At 39.8% G+C, this 25020-nt stretch carries 16 protein-coding genes and 1 tRNA gene; 2 read left to right on the top strand and 15 right to left on the bottom strand.

The window, feature by feature from the left end; translation table 11 throughout:
* Positions 1–201 precede the first annotated feature (201 nt).
* The 9 genes from asnS to A3GM_RS11245 form a co-directional block, all read right to left on the bottom strand.
* Entirely contained in the window at positions 202–1605 is a 1404-nt protein-coding gene (asnS, locus tag A3GM_RS0110375; protein ID WP_018363301.1) for an asparagine--tRNA ligase, read from the bottom strand.
* Between the two features lie 211 nt (positions 1606–1816).
* Positions 1817–3256: a pseudouridine synthase gene (locus A3GM_RS0110370; protein WP_018363300.1), complete on the bottom strand. Its 1440-nt coding sequence runs from the start codon at positions 3254–3256 to the stop codon at positions 1817–1819.
* 77 nt (positions 3257–3333) lie between these two features.
* On the bottom strand, positions 3334–4680 hold the full coding sequence (gene purB / locus A3GM_RS0110365; protein WP_018363299.1) for an adenylosuccinate lyase: 1347 nt from the start codon (positions 4678–4680) through the stop codon (positions 3334–3336).
* Positions 4681–5179: 499 nt separating this feature from the next.
* Positions 5180–6814 (bottom strand): RagB/SusD family nutrient uptake outer membrane protein, encoded by a 1635-nt coding sequence (locus tag A3GM_RS0110360; protein WP_018363298.1) that lies wholly within the window; start codon positions 6812–6814, stop codon positions 5180–5182.
* Between the two features lie 41 nt (positions 6815–6855).
* A complete protein-coding gene (locus tag A3GM_RS0110355; protein ID WP_018363297.1) occupies positions 6856–10125 on the bottom strand; it encodes a SusC/RagA family TonB-linked outer membrane protein in 3270 nt (1089 codons plus the stop codon).
* A 333-nt stretch (positions 10126–10458) separates the two neighbouring features.
* Positions 10459–10533 (bottom strand) — tRNA-Val (locus tag A3GM_RS0110350).
* 440 nt (positions 10534–10973) lie between these two features.
* Positions 10974–12191 carry an L-serine ammonia-lyase gene (locus A3GM_RS0110345; RefSeq protein WP_018363296.1) on the bottom strand — a complete coding sequence of 406 codons (1218 nt, stop codon included), beginning with the start codon at positions 12189–12191 and terminating at the stop codon, positions 10974–10976.
* A 32-nt stretch (positions 12192–12223) separates the two neighbouring features.
* Positions 12224–12997: a tRNA threonylcarbamoyladenosine dehydratase gene (locus A3GM_RS0110340; RefSeq protein WP_018363295.1), complete on the bottom strand. Its 774-nt coding sequence runs from the start codon at positions 12995–12997 to the stop codon at positions 12224–12226.
* Positions 12998–13064: 67 nt separating this feature from the next.
* A complete protein-coding gene (locus A3GM_RS11245; protein ID WP_018363294.1) occupies positions 13065–14222 on the bottom strand; it encodes a lactonase family protein in 1158 nt (385 codons plus the stop codon).
* A 118-nt stretch (positions 14223–14340) separates the two neighbouring features.
* Between A3GM_RS11245 and A3GM_RS0110330 the strand changes: the two genes are divergently transcribed.
* Entirely contained in the window at positions 14341–15567 is a 1227-nt protein-coding gene (locus tag A3GM_RS0110330; RefSeq protein WP_018363293.1) for a uracil-xanthine permease family protein, read from the top strand.
* A gap of 287 nt (positions 15568–15854) precedes the next feature.
* Here A3GM_RS0110330 and A3GM_RS0110325 read toward each other — a convergent pair whose 3' ends face one another.
* The 5 genes from A3GM_RS0110325 to A3GM_RS0110305 form a co-directional block, all read right to left on the bottom strand.
* On the bottom strand, positions 15855–17267 hold the full coding sequence (locus A3GM_RS0110325) for an aspartate ammonia-lyase (protein ID WP_025830067.1): 1413 nt from the start codon (positions 17265–17267) through the stop codon (positions 15855–15857).
* A gap of 262 nt (positions 17268–17529) precedes the next feature.
* Positions 17530–18480: a hypothetical protein gene (locus A3GM_RS0110320; protein ID WP_018363291.1), complete on the bottom strand. Its 951-nt coding sequence runs from the start codon at positions 18478–18480 to the stop codon at positions 17530–17532.
* A 2-nt stretch (positions 18481–18482) separates the two neighbouring features.
* On the bottom strand, positions 18483–19319 hold the full coding sequence (locus tag A3GM_RS0110315) for a CvfB family protein (protein ID WP_018363290.1): 837 nt from the start codon (positions 19317–19319) through the stop codon (positions 18483–18485).
* On the bottom strand, positions 19306–20010 hold the full coding sequence (locus A3GM_RS0110310; RefSeq protein WP_018363289.1) for an ABC transporter ATP-binding protein: 705 nt from the start codon (positions 20008–20010) through the stop codon (positions 19306–19308). Before A3GM_RS0110310 ends, A3GM_RS0110315 begins: the two co-directional genes overlap by 14 nt.
* Before the next feature lie 16 nt (positions 20011–20026).
* Positions 20027–22162 (bottom strand): cation:proton antiporter domain-containing protein, encoded by a 2136-nt coding sequence (locus tag A3GM_RS0110305; protein ID WP_018363288.1) that lies wholly within the window; start codon positions 22160–22162, stop codon positions 20027–20029.
* Between the two features lie 120 nt (positions 22163–22282).
* On the opposite strand from A3GM_RS0110305, the gene A3GM_RS0110300 reads away from it, so the two are divergent.
* Positions 22283–23290 (top strand): aspartate-semialdehyde dehydrogenase, encoded by a 1008-nt coding sequence (locus tag A3GM_RS0110300; RefSeq protein WP_018363287.1) that lies wholly within the window; start codon positions 22283–22285, stop codon positions 23288–23290.
* A gap of 606 nt (positions 23291–23896) precedes the next feature.
* On the opposite strand, the gene A3GM_RS0110290 is transcribed toward A3GM_RS0110300, so the two are convergent.
* The gene (locus tag A3GM_RS0110290; RefSeq protein WP_018363285.1) at positions 23897–24892 is read right to left on the bottom strand and encodes a 2-hydroxyacid dehydrogenase; all 996 of its coding nucleotides are present in this window, start codon (positions 24890–24892) and stop codon (positions 23897–23899) included.
* Positions 24893–25020: the final 128 nt, after the last annotated feature.

Genomic DNA, 25020 nt, shown 5'->3' with positions numbered 1-25020 from the left:
GAAAAGGCGATGTGAAATGTGAATGGTTAGCAGTTGCCTATAAAAGAAGAAGGAGATGCTATTTAAATGTTATAGCATCTCCTTTTATTTGTGTTCAGTGCATTGATTGTTTGCACCTCTTTTCGGTCTGTTTGTCTGCGCTCCAGTGCTTCACAATCAATGATGCTGTGTAGCAATGGCTACGCATATAAGAGCCGTTTGTTAGAATTCTGCGCTCTTTGGAGTACGTGGGAAAGGAATAACGTCACGGATATTCTGCATTCCTGTTACGAAAAGAATAAGACGTTCGAAGCCCAGTCCGAATCCACCATGAGGACAACTTCCGTATTTGCGTGTATCAAGATACCACCACATATCCTTCATTGGGATTCCTCTTGTTTCGATTTCGTTCACCAACTTGTCGTAGCTTTCTTCACGAACACTACCTCCAATGATCTCACCAATTTGTGGGAATAGCACGTCTGTACCTTGAACTGTTTTGCCATCTTCGTTGATCTTCATATAGAAAGCCTTGATGTCCTTTGGATAGTCGCACATAATAACAGGCTTTTTAAAGTGATGTTCAACGAGATAACGCTCGTGTTCGCTGGCAAGGTCCATACCCCATGACACTGGGAATTCGAACTTATGTCCTTCTTTCACAGCCTTTTCGAGTAGCTCGATACCTTCAGTATAAGTTAAACGAACAAAGTCTTCTTTCACAACTCCTTCGAGACGTTCAAGCAATGTCTTGTCAACCATCTTGTTCAAGAACTCTAAGTCTTCCTTACAATGCTCTAAAGCCCAACGCACGCAGTGCTTAATAAAGTCCTCTTCAAGGTCCATTAACTCGTTTAAGTCGATGAAAGCCACTTCAGGTTCAATCATCCAAAACTCTGCAAGGTGACGTGGAGTGTTTGAATTTTCTGCACGGAATGTAGGACCAAAGGTATAGATTTGGCCTAAAGCAGTTGCGCCTAATTCACCTTCAAGCTGTCCTGATACGGTTAAAGAAGTCATCTTTCCGAAGAAATCATCATTATAAGTGATATGTCCTTCTTCGTCTTTCTTCAAGTCGTAGAGGTTCTTTGTGGTTACTTGGAACATCTCTCCAGCTCCTTCTGCATCGCTTGCTGTGATGATAGGAGTGTGGAAATAGTAGAAACCATGCTCGTGGAAATATTGGTGAATGGCAATTGCCATGTTGTGACGAATACGCATTATTGCTCCGAAAGAATTGGTACGAAGACGTAAGTGTGCGTGTTGACGCATGTATTCGAATGTTTGTCCTTTCTTTTGCATTGGGTAATCGCTTCCACAAAGACCATATATTTCAATGCTCTTACCAAGAATTTCGACGTTTTGTCCACTACCTTGACTCTCTACAAGCTCACCAACTACGCTGATGCAAGAACCTGTTGTGATTTGTTTTAATAGTGATTCGTCGAACGCTGTGGGATCGATTACGATTTGAATGCTGTTGATTGTTGAACCATCATACAAGGCAATAAAGTCTACTGCCTTACTGCTTCGGTGTGTTCTAACCCAACCTTTTACATTAACAGTTGCGCCAAAGTCGGTTCTTTTGAGCGCTTCTGCAACCTTTGTTCTTTTAATTTTTTCCATCTTTTATATAACTTATGCCTTTAAAGCCATAGCTGTTTAAAGCCATATGACTGTGGCGAGGATATAAAAAGATAGATGTTTGCCTTTAATACAATTGGTGTTTCTTTCGGTGTTGAAAGGCTTTCACGTTATAGTATGATGTCAAACATCTATCTTTCTGTCACAATAGATAATTTAAATAATTATTATTGAGGTTGTATTTGCTTTTGATTTATTCGAAAGCACCCATGCGAAGCATGTCAACTTCCTTCTCAGTTAAGAAACGCCAGTCGCCTCTTCTTAGGTTTTTCTTAGTTAAACCAGCAAACTGAACACGGTCAAGTTTGATTACTCTGTAGCCTAAGTGTTCGAAAATTCTACGTACAATACGGTTCTTTCCGCTGTGAATTTCGATGCCAACTTGCTTCTTGTCCTCTTCATTTGCATAGGCAACCTCGTCTGCATGTATCTCTCCGTCTTCAAGTTCAATGCCTTCTGCAATCTTTTGAAGGTCTTCTTGAGCTACAGGTTTATCAAGGAATACGTGATATACCTTTTTCTTTAAGAACTTAGGATGTGTAAGTTTACTTGCAAGGTCGCCATCGTTGGTGAGCAATAGCACACCTGTTGTGTTGCGGTCTAAGCGTCCTACTGGGTAAATACGTTCAGGACAAACATTCTTAACGAGGTCCATAACGGTCTTACGTTGTTGTGGATCGTCGCTTGTTGTAACGTAGTCTTTTGGTTTATTGATAAGAACATACACCTTCTTTTCTAGTGAAACGAGGTTATCTCCAAACTTCACTTCGTCTGTTCTCATCACCTTTGTTCCCAATTCGGTAACTACTTGTCCGTTAACGGTTACACTTCCTGCTTGTATGTACTCATCTGCTTCACGGCGAGAGCATACTCCTGCGTTAGCAAGGAACTTGTTAAGACGTACTGGAAGTGTTGGATCTATATGGTCTTCACGATACTCAATGCGCTTTTTAAGACTGTATTTCGCATTTGGATCGTATCCTGGAGTGCGTTGACGTTGATTTTGTTGTCTATAACCTTGGTTGTATCCTTGGCGTGGTTGATATCCGCCATGACCTTGATAACCGCCTTGTTGTTGGTAACCTCCATGGTTGTCGCCTTGGTTATAGTGTGGACGATAACCTTGTTGTTGATAACTTTGGTTGCCATAATTAGGTCTTTGTTGGTATCCGCCTTGTTGTCTTGGTTGGTAACCACCTTGTTGACGTGGCTGATAACCGCCTTGATGGCGTGGTTGATAGCCTTGTTGACGAGGTTGATAACCGCCTTGATTTTGTGAATAAGCAGAGCGATTGTCGCCATTGTCACCATAATGTGACTGATAACCTTGTTGTTGACGTGGCTGATAACCGCCTTGGTTAACACGTGGACGATAAGGTCTTTGATACTGTTGACGTCCATTTCCTCCTTGAAGATTTGCTCCAAAGCCTTCTGGACGGAAGCCTTCATTATCGTTGTTTGTTTGCTGACTGCTATAAGCAGGGCGTGAACCAATTCGTGGACGTTGTGAAACTCCATTACCACTGTTATACTCTCTTTGGTAGTTTCCTTGTGGTCTACCATAGCCTTCACGGCTGTTCATCTGTTGATCTGTGTTTTGTTCAGATTGATTTTTTTCTAATTCTGTATTCATAGTCATCTCTCTTTTAGCCTCACGGCTTGTTAATTACTTTGTTATTAAATTTATTTATTGCTTTATTAAATTGTTATTTATAAACCTGTATAATTGCTTGGGGTGATTAATTTCAATTCTGCTTTAACTTTATCACTCACGTTAAGTGTGTCAATAAATTCGCTAATTGTTTCTTGTGTTATTCCGACATTAGTTCTAGTGAGTTGTTTAAGGGCTTCGTAAGGATGTGGATAGCCCTCTCTTCTCAATACTGTTTGAATTGCTTCGGCAACTACAGCCCAAGTGTTATCAAGGTCTTGTGCTATTGCAGCTTCGTTTAAGATAAGCTTGCGGAGTCCTTTCAATGTGCTTTGAATAGCTATTAAGCCATGAGCAAAAGGCATACCAACATTGCGAAGTACTGTAGAGTCGGTCAAGTCACGTTGTAAACGGCTCACAGGTAGCTTTCTGCCTAAGAATTGTAGCAATGCATTGGCAATGCCAAGGTTACCTTCACTGTTTTCAAAGTCGATAGGATTCACCTTGTGAGGCATCGCACTTGAGCCCACTTCGCCTGCTTTAATCTTTTGTTTGAAATATTCCATCGAGATATACATCCATATATCACGGTTGAAGTCGATAAGAATGGTGTTGATTCTGCGCATTGCATCGAACAAAGCACCCATGTTATCGTAGTTACTTATTTGTGTTGTAAACTGCTCTCTTTGTAGTCCTAGGATGTCATTTACAAACACATCGCCGAAAGTTTGCCATTTATAGTCTGGATAAGCCACGTGATGTGCATTGTAGTTTCCTGTTGCTCCGCCGAATTTAGCCGACAACTTCACTTGCTTTAAGCTTTCGAGTTGTTCTTTTAAACGATATTCGTAAACCTTAAACTCTTTGCCTAAACGAGTAGGAGAGGCTGGTTGTCCGTGTGTTTTTGCCAACATTGGCACGCTACACCACTCGTCTGCATAGTGTGAAATTTGGTGAATTAGCTCTTCAATTGCTGGATAATAAACGTTTTCTAACGCTTCTTTTATCGACAAAGGAATGCTGGTATTATTAATATCTTGTGATGTTAAGCCGAAATGAATGAACTCTTTGTATTCGTCCAATCCGCCTATTGCATCGATTTGTTCTTTGATGTAATATTCAACTGCTTTAACATCGTGATTGGTTACCTTCTCAATTTCTTTTACACGCAATGCTGCTTGCTCGTCGAAATAGCGATAAATGCCTCTCAACTTGCCATAAACTTCTTTGTCAATGTTCTTTAATTGTGGTAAAGGAAGTTCGCAAAGTGCAATGAAATATTCAATTTCTACTCTTATCCTGTAGCGAATTAGTGCATATTCTGAAAAATAATCCGCAAATACTTTTGTTTTTTCACGATATCTACCATCAACTGGTGATATTGCAGTCAATAAGTTTAAATCCATCAATACATGTTATTTATTAGACTACAAAAATACAACTTTTCTCGGGTTTATGAGCATTTTGTTCGCAAAAAAATGATTTTATAATCATAAAACATGACATATATCTTTTTTCTTGACATAAAGTTGAGAATGAGTGAGTTGACCGCTTGAATAAAATGGCAGAAATATTCTTTTGAAAAAGCGATGTTTTTAGACTGCAAAAGGACTGCTTTTGAGGGGTAATTTCAATGCTTTTTTTATGCAAAATCAATGCTTTTAAAAACGATATTGAAAGTTCTTGTTTTACAGGTTGTTTGTGGTTGATTTCTGAATGAAACTTACTTGTTTTAAAAGGGGAGTGAGATGTGTTATTATTTCGACTTTTATTTGTTTTTAGGTAAGCGCAATTTGCTGATAATGTGAATATTATAAGAATAATAAAAATGGTGCCTCTCTAAGAAAGAGAGACACCATTGATTGGTAGTTTATTATGTATTCTTGGTAAAGAAAAGGATTTCTTTTAGTAACCAGGAGTCTGTTCTATAGCACCATCATTTGTTTTTGTGCTAACAGAGATAGGCCATAGCATCTTATATGCTTCGCTTTCAGAAAGTATTCCTTGTGCTGCTCCACCCTTAATGAATGGGTAGTTAGCTGCAGAATCGAATACCAACGACTTGTTATTGTTGTCTGTCATGCGAAGAAGAGCGAACCAACGCTTGCCTTCGAACACAAATTCTTTGTCGAGTTCGTGAAGAATTGCAAGTGTGTTGTCGTACTTGCTTTGGTTGGTATATACAGGATAGCCTGTTCCATAAGCACGTTCTCTAATTTGATTGATGTATGTTGAAGGGTCGTTTCCTAAGTCATTCTCAATCTCAGCCATTAACAATAGAGTCTCAGCATAGCGATAAACAGGTCCATCAGCATCTAAACGGTGAACACCTTCGTCTGTGTAATAAGTTCCAGAGAACTTCTTTAACACTACACCAAAGTTGCTTCCTGTTGCTGGTTGGGTTGGAGAGTTCTTCACAGCAAGGAATGTTTGGTCTCTACGTTTGTCGCTATCATCGAACGATAACCAGAATGTTTCTTTGTATTGGAAACGCAATAATCCGTTGATAAGGGTGTTATTGCTATAGCTTGACTTATCTGCTAACGACAACTTTGTGTTGTTTAAGTCGTAAGCAGCAGTAAAGAAGTTGCTTTGTGCTAAGCAGTTGTTAACTGTTGGCATATAAACGTTGTCTACTTTGTTAAATGGAACGCAGAAGATCACTTCTTTATTGTTGTTCTTATAGTCGCTTCTAAATGCTTGATAGAACTCTGGTTGCAATGAGAACTTGTTAGCACTGATGATGCCTTGAAGTGCTGTTTTAGCAGTTTGAAGGTCTTGTTGGCCTGTAGCTACTTGATCACCAGTAGTAACTTTCGCTGCAAATACATAGATATTAGCCTTTAACATAAGGGTAGCATACTTGCTCCATGTGTACTTATTGCTAAATCCATCAACGCCAGCAGCAGTGTAAGCGTCTTCCGATTTGGTGATATCATCTTTCAAAAGAGCCATGATCTCAGATGGTTTTGCACGTCCTTTAGATAGCTCTTTGGCAGAAATCTTCTTGTCAAGAATATCTGTTCCTGTCACTAATGGAACGCCTCCCCATGTGGTGTACAATAGATAATAATAGTATGCACGCATACCATAAGCCTGACCAAGATAGATATTCTTTTGGCTTTCGCTTAAAAATGAGCAGTTTGGAATTTCTTTTATAGCCAAGTTAACACGTACAATCTCGCTATAAAGACCGTTCCAAAGACTTAAATAAGCATTGTCTTCACGCAAATCTTGTTTGATTACGGTTTGAGCAGCAAGCGATTCACCAAACACTGATGTACCTGTTCCATCGTCACCGTCGCCTAATAGACCCGAACGAAGCTCACCCATATTAAACAAAGAACTATAAGTTCCACGTAAATACGAATGTAGACCTTTCATATATCCATCAACTTGAGTGTTGTCTTTCCAGAAACTTTTTCCTGTAAAGTAGTCTTCTGGGTATTGATCTAATGATTCGCAGCTTGTGAATAACATCGGAATGCATGCCAAACACATTGCAATGAAAGCATATATTTTATTTATTGTTGTTTTCATATTCATTCTTTTAAATTGTAAATGATTTCAGATGGCTTTGTTTAGAATGTAACATTGAGTCCAAGAACAAGCATACGTGGTAGTGGATAACCTCCGTTGTTGGTTGAAACTTCAGGTGAGAAGAAGTAAGGAGCTTCACAAAGGTAACCTAAGTTTTGGCCTGTTACAGACACTCTCACTGCTTGTAGCTTAAGAGGAGCTAACAAACTCTTTGGTAAGTCGTATGAAAGAGTGAGCTCTCTGAATGAAAGATAATCACCATTGTATGTAAACATGCTGCTTCTACGGTCGTAGTTACGAGCGTTTAGCTGGTCTGCCCAAATATAAGTTGGGTATTTTGCATTTGGATTATCAGCCGACCAAGTGTCTTTTACGTTTGCAAGTGTGTTGTATGTACCTTGCATGTTACCCATAATCCATGTGGTTCTAACGTCGTAAACCTTAAATGCTAAAGCAAAATCAAAACGTGCTGCAAGTGTAAGACCTTTCCATGTCGCAGACAAGTTGAAACCTCCTGTCCACTTAGGGTTAACGTTTCCAACCTTAACTAAGTCGTAGTTGTCGATAACGCCATCACCATTCACATCTTTCCACTTAACATCTCCAGGAGAAATAGGCAATCCTCCAGCTGCTTTTCCTGTTGCAGCGTATGCTGTTGGACCATATAATACCTTGTTAGTACCACCATTGTTAGATGTAGTCTTGTCGATTAGATTACCTGGAATCTCATCTGCTGATCTGTAAAGTCCTTCAGCTTGGAATACATAAAGGTCGCCTGGGCGTTCTCCTTCTGCATATCCTCCAACCCATTTCTTGTCATTTCCAGTGCCAGTATACACTTCAAAGCCTCCTTGTCTGTGACGAGCATTACCGTTTTCAGGTAGCTTCACAACCTTATTCATGTTGCTTGCAAGGTTCAAACCAACGTCAACTTTCCAGTCTTTGTTGCTCACTGCGTGCCAATCTAACTCGAGTTCGATACCTCTATTTTGTAGAGTTCCGTTGTTAGAGATGTAACTTGTCCAACCAGAAGAAGCAGGAATAGTGATGTTTGCATATTTGTTTGAAGTTCTTCTGTCGTACCATGTCAAGCCCATTTGAAGCTTATTGCTCAAGAAACCTAAGTCAACACCCACCTCAAATGTGCGAGATGTTTCCCAAGTTAAGAAGTAGTTAGGAATAGAACTCAAAGTAAATGCTTGAGAACCATTGTATAAGCTTTGTGCGAAAGCACCTTGAATGGTGTAGTTTCCTACCCAGTTTTCGTTCACATTACCATTACGTCCGAATGAAGTACGTAGCTTACCGAAGCTCAACCAAGGATATTTCTTCATGAAGTCTTCTTTAGTAAAGACCCAACCGAGTGACAATCCAGGGAAAACACCCCATCTATTGTCTTTTCCAAGTTTTGAGATTCCATCACGACGAACAGTGAAACTTGCGATATATTTAGCTTGATAGTCGTAGTTTAAGCGCATGAAATAAGATTCAGTGATGAACTTAGAGTGACCAGAGTCAAGTTGTCTTGCACCTTCTTCGGTGATAGTATATTGCAAATCTCTAAAGTAATTGTTGTTAGGGTTATAACCACTGCCGCTCAACATTCCATATTTTGAGTGGAAATATTCCCAACCAAGCAATGCACTTAGACTGTGATCGCCAAATGTCTTGTTGTAGTTAAACAAGATATTGTATGTTTGTGTAAGGTTTCTTTGAGTTTGTGCGCTTGAATTATGTGAACGATTGAATTGTCCTGGCGCTGTTTGATAAGTGCGATAGAAGCGTTCAAAGTTGTAGAACTCATAGAACCAGTCGCCTTTGAAGTTAATAGTTAGGTCTTCGAAAGGCTTAATCTTGAAGTCTTGAGAGAACATAAACTTCTGTCTGTTCTCATCATTATCCCAAGCATCAGCAAGGAATTGTTGGTTACCATCACCCGAGTTCTTACCCAAAATCATTTCGCCATTGTTGTTATAAGCACGGAATGTAGGAGGATAAGAGAAGTTTCTTGAGAAATAGTTCTCTTCTCCTGTGAATGGAGAGATACCCTTATACTTTGTAGTTGAGAAGTTAAACTTAGATATTGTGGTTAACCATGATTTGATTTTGTAGTCTACATTGAGCAAGAAAGATAAGCGGCGGTTGTAGTTTCCGATAGCATTTCCTTCGCTCTTGTTATATCCAAGACCTGCATAATAGTGGCCTTTATCATTACCACCGCTATAGTTTAGGTTGTAATCTTGTGAGAAACTTGGAGATTTGATATTGAAATCTTCCATTCTGTTGTTCACAAATACAATCTCTTTGCCTGTTACTGGGTCGATCATTGTTTCCCAACCCTTGCTCATAAGCTCGTTATATACGTCGGTAGAAAGGTTGTCTTTCAAGTAAACACCCCACAAACCCATAGACGATTTGTTACCGTCTGCATTGTAGTCGTTACCAGTTCCATAAGGTTGGTTACCGCTTAATGAGTTTAAGTTAGCTGTACCTTTTTCCTTAGCGTGCACATAACCCATACGTTCATAGTGCAAATAGTCTCGTGCATTGCTAAATTTATAAGGGTTATTAAAGAAGTTCCAAGACAATTTAGTGTTGAAATTGATTTGTCCATCTCCTCTTTTTCCCTTCTTAGTTGTAATTAAAATAACTCCATTGTTTGCTCTTGAACCATAGATAGCAGTTGCTCCTGCATCCTTCATCACCTCCATTGACTCGATATCATTAGGGTTGATGTCGTTCATAGAACCACGAATCATACCGTCAACAACGATAAGTGGTGTACCAGAACCATTGTAGTCGGTACCTCCACGCAATACAATTGTTGGCGAAGAGTTAGGGTTACCAGAGTTTTGGATTACTCTTAGACCTGCAACTGTACCGCTCAATGCTTGTGCAGGGTTAGAGAACATACCAGTAGTAAGTGCTTTGTCTTTTACTTTTGCGATAGAGTTGGTTAGTTTTGAGCGAACAATTGTTCCGCTATAACCTATCACAACGGTTTCATCTAGTTCGTGTGCAGATGATTTTAGTCCAACATTTAAAGTAGAGCTGTTGGTTGCTTTGAGGATTTTGTCGGTGTAACCCAAGTAAGAGAAACGCAATGTTGCACCTTCTTTACTAACTTTTAAGTGATATTTTCCATCCATATCGGTCACTGTTCCGTTGTGAGTTCCAACCTCAACAATCGTTGCTCCCACTAAGGGTTCATTTGAATCGATATCCGAAACGATACCACTAACACTAATACCTTGCGCCTTTAACAACGTGGTTATAGACATACAAAGGATTAATAAGAATAATTTCTTCATACGGCTGTGAATTGTTTAGAGTTTAAATTAATTGTATATTTCAAAATTTTAGGAGATTTTTCCTTGTCCGAATTGATACATTCGCCCCCAATTGAGGCGCCTTTAGTTTCTTGTTTTTGTTTAAAGTTGTATAAATAGATGCACAAATATAGGTTTAATTGCTCATATTTAAAAGTATTGAATACTTAATTAAAGTTAAAGAAATGGTATTAGTGGGATAAAAAGCAGTAGTAATTAAATAGTAGGTTAAACTAATTAATTGTGGTTTTCTCACTTTTGGGATAAAAGGAGATATAAAAAAAGACCTCGCATCAATGATGTGAGGTCTTAATGTGGGCGTTGACGGATTCGAACCGCCGACCCTCTGCTTGTAAGGCAGATGCTCTAAACCAGCTGAGCTAAACGCCCTTGTTGCTCTTTAAAAGCGTGTGCAAAGGTAAGATGATTATTTTTAACTACCAAATTATTTGCGAACTTTTTTATCAATACGCCCTAAATTTTTACGAATTAGGGGCAAATTGCGACCTGAAAGGGTATAAAAGACTTGTTTTGCTGAGGCTTTTATGATGAAAATGTACTGAGATTTTTTCTGATTGAGAACGAGATGAAAACACATCTTCTATCACTCTGATGCTCAAATGTTTTCTGTTTTCATTTTAAAAGCATCGACTTTACGCTCTAATAACAATGCTTTTGCGGTCTAAAATCAATGCAATTATCTTGTAAAATCAATGCTTTTTCAAATGGAAAGGATAACTGTGCAGTTTCACTTCCTTTGACTTTATGCCACAGCTATAAAACAAAATCACGGTACAAGCGTTGCACTTATACCATGATTCCTATTTCTTTTAGCACATATTCAAATTAAATCCTTTTGCTAAACCACCTTCACCAGTCTCTTTATACAATGAAGGAATGTCGTGTCCAGTTTGCTTCATCACCTCAACAACTCTGTCAAACGACACTTGATGTTGCCCATCTGAGAACGCAGAGTACAAGTTTGAGTCCAAAGCACGTGCTGCTGCGAATGCATTTCGCTCGATACAAGGAATCTGAACCAATCCACATACAGGGTCACAGGTCATTCCTAAGTGATGTTCTAAGCCCATTTCGGCTGCATATTCGATTTGAGCTGGACTGCCACCAAATAGCTGACACGCTGCAGCTGCAGCCATTGCGCATGCAACTCCCACCTCTCCTTGACAGCCAACGTCTGCTCCTGAGATCGAAGCGTTATGCTTTACGATGTTACCAAAGATACCTGCAGTGGCTATGGCGTGAATAATTCGGGTGTCGCTGAAATGATGTGCGCGTGACATATGATATAAAACAGCGGGCAATACACCGCAAGCTCCACAGGTAGGAGCTGTTACTACGGTTCCACCAGCAGCGTTTTGCTCGCTCACTGCCAATGCATAAGCATACACTAAACCACGAGATTGAAGCGAAGGTTTAAAGCCTTTGGCCTTTACATGATAGATAGCTGCTTTGCGAGCAAGGCGCAATGGACCAGGAAGAACGCCCTCAGCGTTGAGTCCTTCTTCGACCGCTTGTTGCATAACTTTCCACACTTCGCTTAAAAAGTCCCACAAATCGGGGTCTTCGCACAGCTCTGCATACTCCCAATAGCCCTTGCCATTGTCGTAACACCAACGCATTATGTCTTGTAAAGAATTCAAAGAGTAGGGGTCTTTGGTGTTAAATGCGTCTTCATTGGCCTTTCCTTCAGACAAAGCACCACCGCCAACACTATACACAACCCATTCTTCTGAACGGTTTCCACTTTCGTCTATTGCCACGAAACTCATGCCATTGGGGTGAAAAGGCAAGAAAACACTGGGCTTCCAAACAATAGTTACGGGCGCAACAGTGTTGAGAACGTCTTCAATTGCCACGTCGGTCATGTGCCCTTTTCCTGTCGCTGCGAGGCTACCATATAAGGTAACTTCGAACGATTTGGCGTTAGGATACTTCTCAATGAACATCTGTGCCGCCTTTTGAGGACCCATTGTGTGACTGCTTGAGGGGCCTTTTCCTATTCTAAAGAGTTCTTTTAGTGATTTCATTCCTGTTTAATTTTATTTTAAGTCGAAAGGTTTTATTCTGTTTCTTCAACGCCAATGCGAAGCAAGTCTTTAACAACTTCACCCCCAGCAATGATACCTGCCACTGCAGGAACAAAGGCATTGCTTGCTGGTGTCACCTTTTTGTCGTGATGATTACTCACAATTGTGTCGGCATTGTCGGTCGATTGGGTTTCAACTTCAGCTTCATCAAAGAATGGTTCCATAGGCTTTTCGTCGCTTGCAACCACCTTTAAATGCTTAATTCCTATCTTGCGAAGTTTCTTGCGGATAATCTTTGCAAGTGGATCCATCTTTGTTTTGGTGATATCACATACACAAAAGGCAGTAGGATCTACTTTATTTGCTGCGCCCATGCATGACAATAAAGGCACATTTAGGGCTGTACAGCGTTTAATTAACTCCATTTTTGCCGCCATAGTGTCGATGCAATCCACCACATAATCAAACGAAGTTAAATCTATTTCGTCTGCATTTTCAGGCAGATAGAACATCTGTCGGGCATCAACTTCACAGTTAGGATTAATATCTTTAATGCGTTCTACGGCAATATCAACCTTGTTTTTGCCCAAAGTTGAATGTAAAGCGAATATTTGTCGGTTAAGATTTGTGAGACAAACCACATCATCATCGAAGATAGAAAGATGTCCAACGCCACTTCGAGCGAGCACTTCTACAACGTAACCACCAACTCCTCCGAGTCCAAATACAGCCACTTTAGATTGCTGTAGCTTTTCTATTCCCGAACGTTTAAATATCATTCGGGTTCTAGAGAACTGATCTTGCATTCTTTATCGTTTCTTTTTTATCGTCAATATATAATAAGGTAAAAGCAAATAGAAATCTTTTTGCCACTTATTTCACAACAGTTCGCTCAATAACTTGGAAGCCTCCAACACCTGTGTCGGGCACCATTATAGCTGGATAGAACTGCACACAAACGGCTTTATCAACCTTAATATCTTTATTTAGATTGGTTAATGCGCCTGTGTTTTGATTGATTTTGAACACTTGGATAGTGTTATTGTCTCTCGAAGCACAAAGTAATAGCTCTCCGTTGGGTGTTATATTGAATTGACGAGGGTGCTTATCGGTTGGTTGGAAGCCCACTTCGGTGAGCATTCCTGTTGTTTTGTTCACCTTAAAGATCGTAATTCCATCGTTCTTAAGGCGGTTACTTACATACAAGAACTTTCCATTTGGAGTGAGATGTATATCTGCTCCGCCTCTTGCATTGTGCTTATCTGCAGCTATAGTCTGCTTCTTTGTAAGATTACCTTTATTATAATTGAATACAGTTACAGCACCACTTAGTTCGCTCATCACGTAAAGATACTTGCTATCGTCGCTGAATGTGAAGTGACGAGCACCCGAACCCTTAGGCAATTGAGCCGCAACGCCAACATATTTCAATTTAGTTGGGGTTACAAAGTCATAGCGAAGCAGAGCATCTCCTGTGAAATCTACAGCTAAAACACCATTTCCTTCAGGTGTAAAACGAACGCAATGAAAGTGTCCTTTCTCTTGTCTTTCCTTGTCAAAGCCTTGTTGTGCACCGCTAAATAGCTGTGTCATATTGTCTAATTGACCTGCTCCGCTAAGTGGAAATACACTCATTGAGCCGCCAGAATAATTGGCAGTGACAGCCATATTGCCGTTAGTGTCTACAAAACAAGGGTCTTCTCCTTTTGTAAGAGCACTGTTCACAAAGCGCATCTTGCCGTTTTCAGAATCGAACGAGATAGCAGATAGAGCCGCATTCTTATCGTTTGTTTCATTAACAGCATAGATCATACTTCCGTCAAGCGATAAAGTTAAATAAGAAGGATTGGTTATTTCGAGTGTATCTAAAGCCGTAACATCGCCTGTGCGTTGGTTCAATTCGAATGAATAGATACCCTTTGAAGAACCATTTGTGTAGGTTCCCACCAATAATTTGATATTATCCTGAGCCATTAAAGATAATGACGAGCATGCAAGAATAGCACTTGCAAGAAATGATTTGTATGTCATAATTGTTAATTTGTCTGTCTTATAATTCTTCAAAGGTAATCAAAAACAGATGTTTACGCAATTATTTGTATGTTTTTTATAACACTATTCATTAATAATTAGTAAATTTGCAGACAATATGAACACAGATAACTTAAACTTAACACGAAGAGTTGTTGTAGGAGTACAATTCCTCTTTGTAGCATTTGGAGCTACTGTTTTGGTTCCATTGCTTGTTGGTCTCGACCCAGCAACAGCGTTATTTACAGCAGGTATAGGCACTTTTATCTTTCATTTGGTTACGAAAGGTAAGGTGCCTATATTTTTAGGCAGTAGTTTTGCATTCATTGCGCCAATAATTGCCGCAACAAAAGAGTGGGGATTGTCTGGTGCTTTGGCGGGAACTATAGGTGTTTCGCTTGTTTATTTCGTTATGAGTGCATTGGTGAAGTGGCAAGGAAAGCATCTACTTAACCGTCTTTTCCCTCCTGTAGTCATTGGACCTGTGATTATTCTCATTGGTTTGACACTTTCTAGTGCAGGTGTTAACATGGCAAAAACAAACTGGTTGCTTGCTGCTATATCGTTAGCAACAGCCATTATTGTGCTTACTTTCGGTAAAGGACTCATTAAATTGGTGCCCGTTGTATGTGGAATTATTGTGGGATATATCGTTGCAATTTGCCTAAACGAAGTGAACTTTGATGCTGTTAAAGAAGCATCTTGGCTGGCATTGCCCCCTTCTTTGGCTCATTTTCAATTGCCAGAGTTCAAATGGCAGGCTGTTCTTTTCATGATTCCAGTGGCTATTGCACCTGTAATTGAACACATTGGCGACGTGTATGTCGTTGGAGCTGTGGCGCAAAAAGACTTTGTTAAAGAGCCAGGTTTGCACAGAACACTTCTTGGCGACGGTCTTGCTTGCTTGTTTGCGTCTATCTTTGGCGGTCCTCCTGTAACCACTTATTCAGAAGTAACGGGTGCAATGTCTATCACAAAGATAACCAGTCCTGCCGTAATTCGTATCTCTGCGCTCACCGCTATCGTGTTCTCTGTAATGGGAAAACTAAGTGCTTTGCTTCAATCTATTCCACAAGCAGTACTTGGAGGCATTATGCTTCTACTCTTTGGAACCATTGCAAGCGTTGGAGTTCAGAACCTTATTCAGCATAAAGTCGACCTCAATCAAACCCGAAACGTCATCATTATCTCTATAACTTTAACCGTTGGAATTGGTGGTGCCGTACTAACTTGGGGCAATTTCACCATCAGTGGAATTGGTTTGTCGGCTCTTGTAGGAGTTATTCTTAACCTCATTCTACCCCAAACAGAGGTAGAAAAGACCGAAGAAGAGAAAGAAGCATAAACTAATTGCTCAATCAATATAAATAAGGCAATGAACTTTTGCGATGCATGCAAATAGGTTCATTGCCTTTTTCTTTGTGCTATTTCGATCTTGTTTCAATCGATTATTCGTTGGTCTTATGCTCTCTTGATATTTGAACTCACAACCGTTGTTAAATAAAAAGAGTGCTATTACACTTCAAAAGGATTGCTTTTTCCATGCAATAGCACTGTGTTTAGACTGTAAAAACACTGTTTTTGTTTTGTGTTTGCTATGTTATTGATTTTCAATAGCAAATGAATTGTATTTTAATGAATAAACTCGTGAGAGTTAAGCATTTGCTTTGGATCGAGTGCTTCGTCGAGTTTTTCTTTGGTCATCAAGCCCTTTTCAATCACAATGTCGTAAACAGAGCGATTGGTTTCGAGTGCTTCTTTAGCCACTTTTGTGCTGTTTTTGTAGCCAATATAGGGGTTAAGAGCAGTAACAATACCAATACTATTGAGCACCATGTTCATACATCTGTCTACATTTACAGTGATTCCTGTAATACATTCCTCTGTAAGTGTGTCGATAGCATTGGTCATCCAGGTTAAACTTTCAATCAAAGCTTCTGTAATAACAGGTTCCATTACGTTCAATTGAAGTTGTCCTGCTTCGGCAGCAAACGATATTGTGGTGTCGTTTCCAATCACTTTAAAGCACACTTGGTTGGTTACTTCGGGAATAACGGGGTTCACCTTACCTGGCATAATTGATGAACCTGGAGCCTTTGGAGGTAGATTTATTTCGTTTAATCCACAACGAGGGCCTGATGAAAGCAAGCGGAAGTCGTTGCACATCTTTGACACTTTGACTGCTAAACGCTTCAAAGCAGACGAATAACTCACGTAAGCTCCTGTGTCAGGAGTGGCTTCTACCAAGTCGGGAGCAAGCACAAAAGGTTCTCCAGTGAGCTTTGCAAGGTTCTCTGTGCATAGCTTTGCAAACCCAGGAACAGCGTTTAAGCCTGTTCCAATGGCTGTTCCACCCATGTTGATCTCGTGCAATAGCTTGACGTTTCTATTTAGATTAAGAATCTCTTCCTCTATATTATTAGCATAAGCGTTGAACTCTTGACCGAAAGTCATAGGCACTGCATCTTGCAACTGTGTACGTCCCATTTTTAAAGTATCGGCATATTCTGCACCTTTCTCACGCAAAGCCTTAATCATCTTCATAACGCTTTCAATGAGTTTCTTATTCATTCGAATGAAAGTTAATCGAATAGTGGTGGGGTAAACGTCGTTGGTTGATTGTCCACAGTTAACGTGGTCGTTGGGAGAAACATATTGATATTCGCCCTTTTCGTGTCCTAATATCTCTAAAGCTCTATTGGCAATCACCTCGTTTGCATTCATGTTGACAGATGTTCCTGCACCTCCTTGCATCATATCGATGGGGAAATTGTCGTGCCATTTGCCTTCAATTATCTCTCGACAAGCTTGTGCAATGGCTCCAGAAATATTGTCTTCAATAACTCCGAGTGTGTGATTTGCTTCAATTGCGGCTAGTTTTACGTAAGCGATGGCAATGACATAATCGGGATAGTCACGCATTTTTTTGCGAGAAATGTGATAGTTGTTAATGCCTCTTTGTGTTTGAACGCCATACAATGCGTCGCTTGGAACCTGAAGTTCTCCTAGAAGATCGGATTCAATTCTAAATTGTTCTTCTTTCATATCTATTGATTTTAAAGTCTTTTTATCATCTGCTTGTGAGGACATCTTTATGGTATCAAGATGTTTTTTGATGTCGAAAGGCTCCTAATTATTGATGTTTTAAGTACAACAAATTTATAAAAAAAGACAGTTATAGCACAACAATAGCTTTAATAAGATGTATGATTTTACCATAACTTAACACACCAAACAGGTATAATAGCATTGCTCTTACCTATTTGGTGTGCTTCTTTTACGCTGAAGTTGTGCTACAATAGCAATTTTATAGTTGTTTTATCTCCTTTAAAAGAGAAGAAAAGTTTTGATTAAGAGTTTGTGTTGTGGCTTTTAATTGACCCACAATTTGCGAGCGAGTTTCTAACAAATCTTCTGTATAAACACCTTCACTTTTAAACAAAACCGATTTGTTGGCTTCTTTAATGTCGTCTTCGAAAGTGAAAGTTAGCCATCTCTTTCGAATGTTTCTGAGCATGGTTGATTGCTGGGTGTTGGTGAATTTGGTTTCGTTGAGCATGTACCAAACGATAGGAGGGAACCCATTTGAGTTCTTTTCTTCCCATATTGCCCGCAAATGGTTGCGCTTGTGCTTTAGAATAAGTCGCTTTCCTTTAGGGCTAAGCGTTGCCCAACCAAGTCCAGCACCAATTACTCCGGCTCCAATTGCTACGCCTTTGTTCCAACCATCGTTACTAATACAAGCGTCAGCAACGGCAGATAAGGCTCCAATAACAATAGAGGCCACAGTTAGTTTGTTATCCCTTTTGCTATTCATGCCCTCTAACAACTCCTTTAATTGGTCGCATCTCTCGCCTTCGCAGTCAAGTTCTCCCACCAAAGCGTCGATCTCTACTAATGCATCTCGTACCTTCTGTTCAATCTTTTGCTGTGCAGCAAGATACAAAACGCTGTCTTTTATATTTGAATGTTCGTCTCTTAGCTCTGTAAGTTGTTCTAACTCTTTATCCAAGTTCAAAGCATGTGCTAATAGAACATTTTGCTTTGTGAACTGAGTTTTCCACTTATGGTCGGGCACAAGAATGCTATCCGAATTGAATTCGATAGGCTTTTCAACTATATTAGCATAAATAGGCGGCTCACAATAGTCGCTTTCGTAAGTTATCAGCTTATAAGATTTGCAGCTAGAAAGGCACACAACAAAGGTGATGGCATAGAGGATGTATGCCAAGAAAGATGTTGTTGAATGTTGTTTCATAATTAATTGAGGTCTAAACCTTGTGGAGAAATGCTAATGAGTCGCTTTTTATACAAATCGCCAACAGCCTTTTTAAATACTTTTTTGCTTACACTAAAGCACTGATAAATATCTTCTGCATCGCTTTTATCCCACAAATCGCAATGTCCATTGTGGTCTTTTAGATATTGAAGAAGCTCGTCTGCAAAGTCAAGAGTTTGTTGTCTGCCTTGCAATTGTAAAGAAATGTCTAATTTTCCGTCTTGTCTTATGTTCGCAATATATCCCTTAATGTGTTCTCCGAGATACACTCTTTGGAACACTTGGTTAAGGAAAATGAGTCCTTGATAGTCGTTATTGACAATCACTTTATAGCCCAAATCGGTGCGTTGCCATAGTAGTAGGTCCACTTCTTGTGCGGGTTGAAGGTGCGAAGTGTCGCTGTTGAGGTGCTTTTCTATCTTTGCAGAGGCCACAATGCGATAGCTTTCCTCGTCGATATACACGTAAACCATGTGCTTTTCGCCTATCTGCATGTGTCTTTTTTGCTCTCTAAAAGGACAGAAAAGGTCTTTCATTAGTCCCCATTTTAAGAACGCTCCATACTCATTTACCCACGCAACTTCGAGTAAAGCGAATTCTCCTACTTTCACAAAGGGTTTCTCTGTGGTGGCAACAGGGCGTTCTTCTTGGTCGAGATAGATAAAAACATTGAGTTCATCTCCTACCTTTGTGCCCTCAGGAACATATCTTGCAGGAAGCAATATCTCTTCTGCATCGCCTCCATCTAAGTATAATCCAAAGTCAACTAACTTGGTAACAGTAAGTAAATTGTATTCTCCTAGTTTAATTGTCTTCATCTTTTACCTCCTCTTTACTATCGTTATTTGATGTGGTTTCTTGTTCAATGAGTCCGTCTTTCAAGTGAATTGTGCGGTCAGTGATGCTTGCAAGCTCTTCATCATGAGTGACAATAACAAACGTTTGACCATATTTGTCTCTCAAGTCGAAAAACAATTGGTGCAATTCTCGTTTGTTTTTAGAGTCCAAACTACCGCTAGGCTCGTCTGCAAGGATCACTTCAGGGTTGTTAATCAATGCTCTTGCCACCGCAACTCGTTGCTTTTCGCCTCCCGAAAGCTCGTTGGGCTTGTGGTGAGCTCTATCCTTTAACTGCATAAACTCTAGCAGTTCTTCAGCCTTTTGCTTTGCTACACTCTTCGAAACTCCTCCAATAAAGGCAGGAATCATAATATTTTCGAGAGCTGTAAACTCTGGTAATAGCTGATGAAACTGAAACACAAAGCCGATATGTTGATTTCTAAAGTCACTCAATTTGTTGTTCGAAAGCTTACTAATGTTGGTGTCGTTGATCATCACTTCACCCTCATTGGGCTTATCGAGCGTGCCTATTATCTGTAGAAGGGTAGTCTTTCCCGCTCCACTTGGGCCTACAATGCTCACAATTTCACCTTTCTTTATACTTAGGTCGATGCCCTTTAGCACTTCAAGTTGTCCGAAACTCTTGTGAATATTCTTTATTTCAATCATGATAAATAATTACTTCTTACTTTAATTTGTTCTTAATCCATTTGCCAACAGCTTCGTAAGCACTTTGTTCTTCAATATGCTTTGGCTGTGCAAAGGTCATCTGATCCATTCCATAACCATATTGGTCGGGGAAGATAATCATTAGATTTTTACCGCTGAAGAATTGCTTAATCTCTTCAGGAAGACGCTCTTGAGCATTCTTATACGATACTGTTCCTGTGCGAGCAGTGACAATTACGAACATATGATCTTCGTTAATAGATGCCGCAAGCTGTGGAAGCATGTTCCAATGCTCCATCTCTGTGTATTCAACTCGTACGTCAGGATGTTTGTTTACGAGGTATTCTTGTATCAAATCGAGCGTGTCTTGGCGACCATGGAATTGTATTTTACATTCTAATAAAGCCGAAATGCGGGCTAAACGCTCTACCCATCGATGGAAACCAGGCTCGAATTGCGCTCTTGAAGGCACTGCAACTTGTATTCTTCTAATTGTATTTAGAGGCTCAGTGATGCGTGCCATGATGATTTGACAGTTGATTCCGTTGAACAAACTCTGATGAAATTCACCCCAAAACTTCGTAGATACCTCTTGATGGGTGTGCATTCCAATGATAATCTCACTGGCATTGAATTCTTGGAAGGCGTGTTTTATGCCGTTTGCGATATTCACTGCCACTCTAACTTGCGTGGTAACGGGTACTTCTGACGCTGCTGCATCACGTGATAACTTCTCTAATAAGCGTTTACCTTTCGCCTGATTGGTGGCTACATCGGTATCATCATACACCACATTGAGCGCAATAAGCTCCCTTTTAAGTTTGGGATTGCGAATCAATAGGGCCAAACCTAGTAGACTATCAGCGCACTCTGGATATTTAACAGGAATGAGGATACGTTCGTCATCGATGTTGTTCGAAGGCTCATTGCTAATCATATTGTCTGCAACAACCATCTTTTGCGAAGCCGATTGAGTGACGAATGAAGCCAAAACGCATGTTATTAGAATCATCACCACAACGCCATTCAAAACATCATTGGTCACTATTTGCTCCGAACCGCCACTCTTTGCAATCTCTAAACCTACTAATAGCATCGCAATAGAGCCCGCAGCATGAGCCGCAGTCAATCCAAACATCATCTGTCCAGCGTGCTTTTGCAATTTAAACACTTTGGCAATGAGGTATGCAGCGGCTGCTTTTCCTATCGTTCCGAAGAACACTAACGATGTAGTGATAACGATAACGAAAGGCGTTTTATATAGAACTGTGATGTCGATGAGCATTCCTACGCTGATAAGGAAATAGGGAATGAACAGCGCATTACCGATAAATTCGAGGCGATTCATAAGAGGTGACACCGAAGGGATATATCTATTGAGAATCAATCCTGCAAGGAATGCACCGAAAATGCCTTCTAATCCAATCATTTGAGATAAGGCTGCACTCAAGAACATGATAGCCAATACAAAGATAAACTGCATCACTGAGTCGCTATAACGACGCAAGAACCATCGACATAGGCGTGGAATTGCGAGCGTAAGGAAGCAACAAAAGAGTGCGAACTTGAGTAAAAATACTACCCAAAACATTGGGCCTGAGGTGCCATTGCTCGACGCAACGATGGCAGCAAGCACCAATAACGCCATTAAAAGCGATATCATTGTAGAGCCAACAGCCAGCATTACAGGCGTTTTGCGTTGTAAGCCGAATCTACTTACAATGGGATAGCCAATCAATGTGTGCGAAGACATGATACAAGCCATCAGCAATGAGGTGGTAGGAGATAGGTTTAAAAGGTATAACGAGCTATAAAACGTGAGGAAAAAGGGCAGGAGGAAGGTGACGAAACCAAAGATAACAAACCTAAATTTGTTTTTCTTTAAGCCCTCAATATCCATCTCTAAGGCTGCAAGGAACAAGATATAATAGAGTCCAACCTTTCCAAATAGCTCAAAAGAGGTGTCTCTTTCCAAAATATGTAAGCCATATTTACCAATTGCAACGCCTGCTAATACCATTCCAACGATGTGTGGAATGCGCAGTTTTCCCATAATAATAGGGGCACAAAGGATAATCATTAATACCACGAAGAATGCCCATGTAGGGTCTGTAATAGGGAAATAATTGCTTATATTGAATGTAATTGGCATTGCGTTACTTATATAATGTGTTGCAAAGTTGCAAAAAAAATATCACATTTGCCTACTAATCAATATAAAAGATGTAATTTTGTAGCTAACAATAACAAACAGAATAATTTGTAAATAGTTATGAATATAGCAATAGTAGGTGTGAGTGGAGCTGTTGGACAAGAGTTTCTTAGAATCTTAGACCAACGCAATTTCCCCATAGATAATCTCGTTTTATTTGGTTCTTCACGCTCAGCTGGATCTAAATATACCTTTAGAAACAAAGAGTATGAAGTGAAGTTGTTACAACATAACGATGACTTTAAAGATATAGACATTGCCTTTGTATCTGCAGGAGGAGGCACTTCGTTAGAATATGCCGAAACCATTACAAAGCATGGAGCCGTTATGATCGACAATTCTAGTGCCTTTAGAATGGATCAAGACGTGCCTTTAGTGGTGCCCGAGTGCAATGCAAAGGACGCACTTACACGTCCAAAGGGAATTATTGCCAATCCTAATTGCACCACAATTATGATGGTTGTGGCTCTACAACCAATCGAAGAGCTTTCGCACATCAAACGAATTAAGGTGTCAAGTTATCAAAGTGCGAGTGGAGCAGGAGCCGCTGCGATGGCAGAATTGCAACAACAATACAGCGATTTGGTGAATAATAAGCTCCTAACCATCGAGAAATTTCCACACCAGTTAGCCTATAATGTTATCCCACAAGTAGACGTTTTCACAGAAAATGGATATACGAAAGAAGAAATGAAGATGTTCTACGAAACCCAAAAGATTATGCATAGCGATGTAAAATGCTCGGCAACATGTGTGCGTGTCAGCTCTTTACGTTCGCATTCAGAAAGTGTTTGGGTAGAAACAGAAAAGCCTTTAACTGTTGAAGAGGTAAGAGCTGCTATTGAAAAAGCACCTGGTTGCACATTGAAAGACGATGTTTTCAATGGCGTTTATCCAATGCCTTTAGAGACAGCAGGCGAAGATAACGTGTTTATTGGACGTATTCGTAAGGATATTTCAGATGAAAACGGATTGACATTATGGCTTTCTAGCGACCAAATTCGTAAGGGAGCAGCCCTCAATGCAGTGCAAATTGCAGAATATTTGATTGCTAACAATGGCTTGTAATCATTGAACTCTCAACTATAGAATTTAGATATTATGTATCAAATGCAGTCCTTTGCTTTTCGAAGTAAAGGACTGCTTCTTTTATCCCCATTGCTCTTATCCTCTGTTCATTTCCGTTTTCAACCCAAGAAAAGAGTCCTTTTAAACCTATTTGACAATATTTGAGCTTTTATTAATGGCAAAAACTCCCTTTGGTATGGTTCTTGTTCAATCTAATCACAGCTCCATTATTGACAAATTGTATTCGTCCTTAATGTAGAAAGACTTGTTTTTAGGAAGGAAAAGAAAAGGAAAATAAGAGAAATGTATTATTGATAGAAATAAGGTGGTGGCGTTCTGTTGAAGAAAGTTACCACCCATAGTTGCCAACAACCATGCAACAAAGTTTCTTTTGATATACACGACGAAGAAATAATGTTCTACTTTGGTGTATTGATGATGAATGAAAGCAATCTTTTTTCGTTTTTTATTTCTCTAAAAGGTTATGTATTTAACCAGAAAAGAGCACAGTACTTCATTGCTACTGTGCTCTTATTTATTGGTGCATAATCCACTAAAAACCTGCCATTGCACTGTTTGCACAATGACAAAGAATTGTTTTTAGAATTATTGTTCTTTCACTTCATTTGTAAGTTCCTTGCCTTCTGCAAGCTCCTTAATGCTCTCTAATGTTGTAAGAGCGATGTTGTGAAGAGCTTCTGCTGTGAAGAATGCTTGGTGAGAAGTAAGTACTACGTTAGGAAGAGTAAGCAAACGAGCTAACACGTCGTCTGAAATAATCTTGTCACTACGGTCTTCATAGAAGTATTTCTTTTCCTCTTCGTACACGTCAAGACCTGCACTTCCAATCTTTTTAGCGATAATTCCCTCAATCAAGTCTTCGGTATGGATAAGCTTTCCACGTCCTGTATTGATGATCATAACGCCCTTCTTCATCTTAGCAATACTTTCCTTGTTAATCAAGAACTTAGTTTCTGGAGTTAATGGGCAGTGCAATGAAATGATATCACTTTGCGCATACAACTCATCAAGAGTGACAACTTTAACGCCATATTGCTTTGCAAACTCTGTATCTGGATACAAATCGTATGCAAGAATGTTCATTCCGAAGCCGTGAAGAATCTTAATTAATTCCTTAGCGATGCGTCCCATACCAATAACACCAGCGGTTTTTTGATACATGTCGAATCCTAACAAGCCTTTAAGCGAGAAGTTTCCTTCACGAGTTCTGTTCACTGCACGATAGATTTTGCGGTTCAATGCAAGCATAAGCGACACAGCATACTCTGCAACAGCATGTGGAGAATAAGCAGGAACACGCACTACTGAAATGCGACCTTTTGCTGCTTTCAAATCAACATTATTGAAACCTGCACAGCGAAGCGCAATAAGTTTAACGCCATTCTTTACCAACTCGTCGATAACTTCAGCGTTACATTCTGCGTTTACGAAGATACATACAACGTCTGCACCCTTTGCAAGTGGAGCAGTTTTAATGTTTAAGTGTTCTTGGTAATAGCGAATGTCGAAGCCATAGTTGCTATTTATTTGATTAAAAGACTCTTCATCGTATGATTTTGAATCGAAAAATGCTACTTTCATTGTTATTCCTTACTATTAAGTTGATGTATATATATAAATTAAATCTGCTTTGGTTGGATAGCAATATTTTATTGCTTAGGTTCTATAACCAATGCGAAGTTACTGCTTTTTGTGGGTTTGTGCAAATT

This window comes from Hoylesella nanceiensis DSM 19126 = JCM 15639 (assembly GCF_000379965.1).
GTDB classification, from domain to species: Bacteria; Bacteroidota; Bacteroidia; order Bacteroidales; family Bacteroidaceae; genus Prevotella; species Prevotella nanceiensis.
This window is presented reverse-complemented; position numbering and strand designations above follow the sequence as displayed.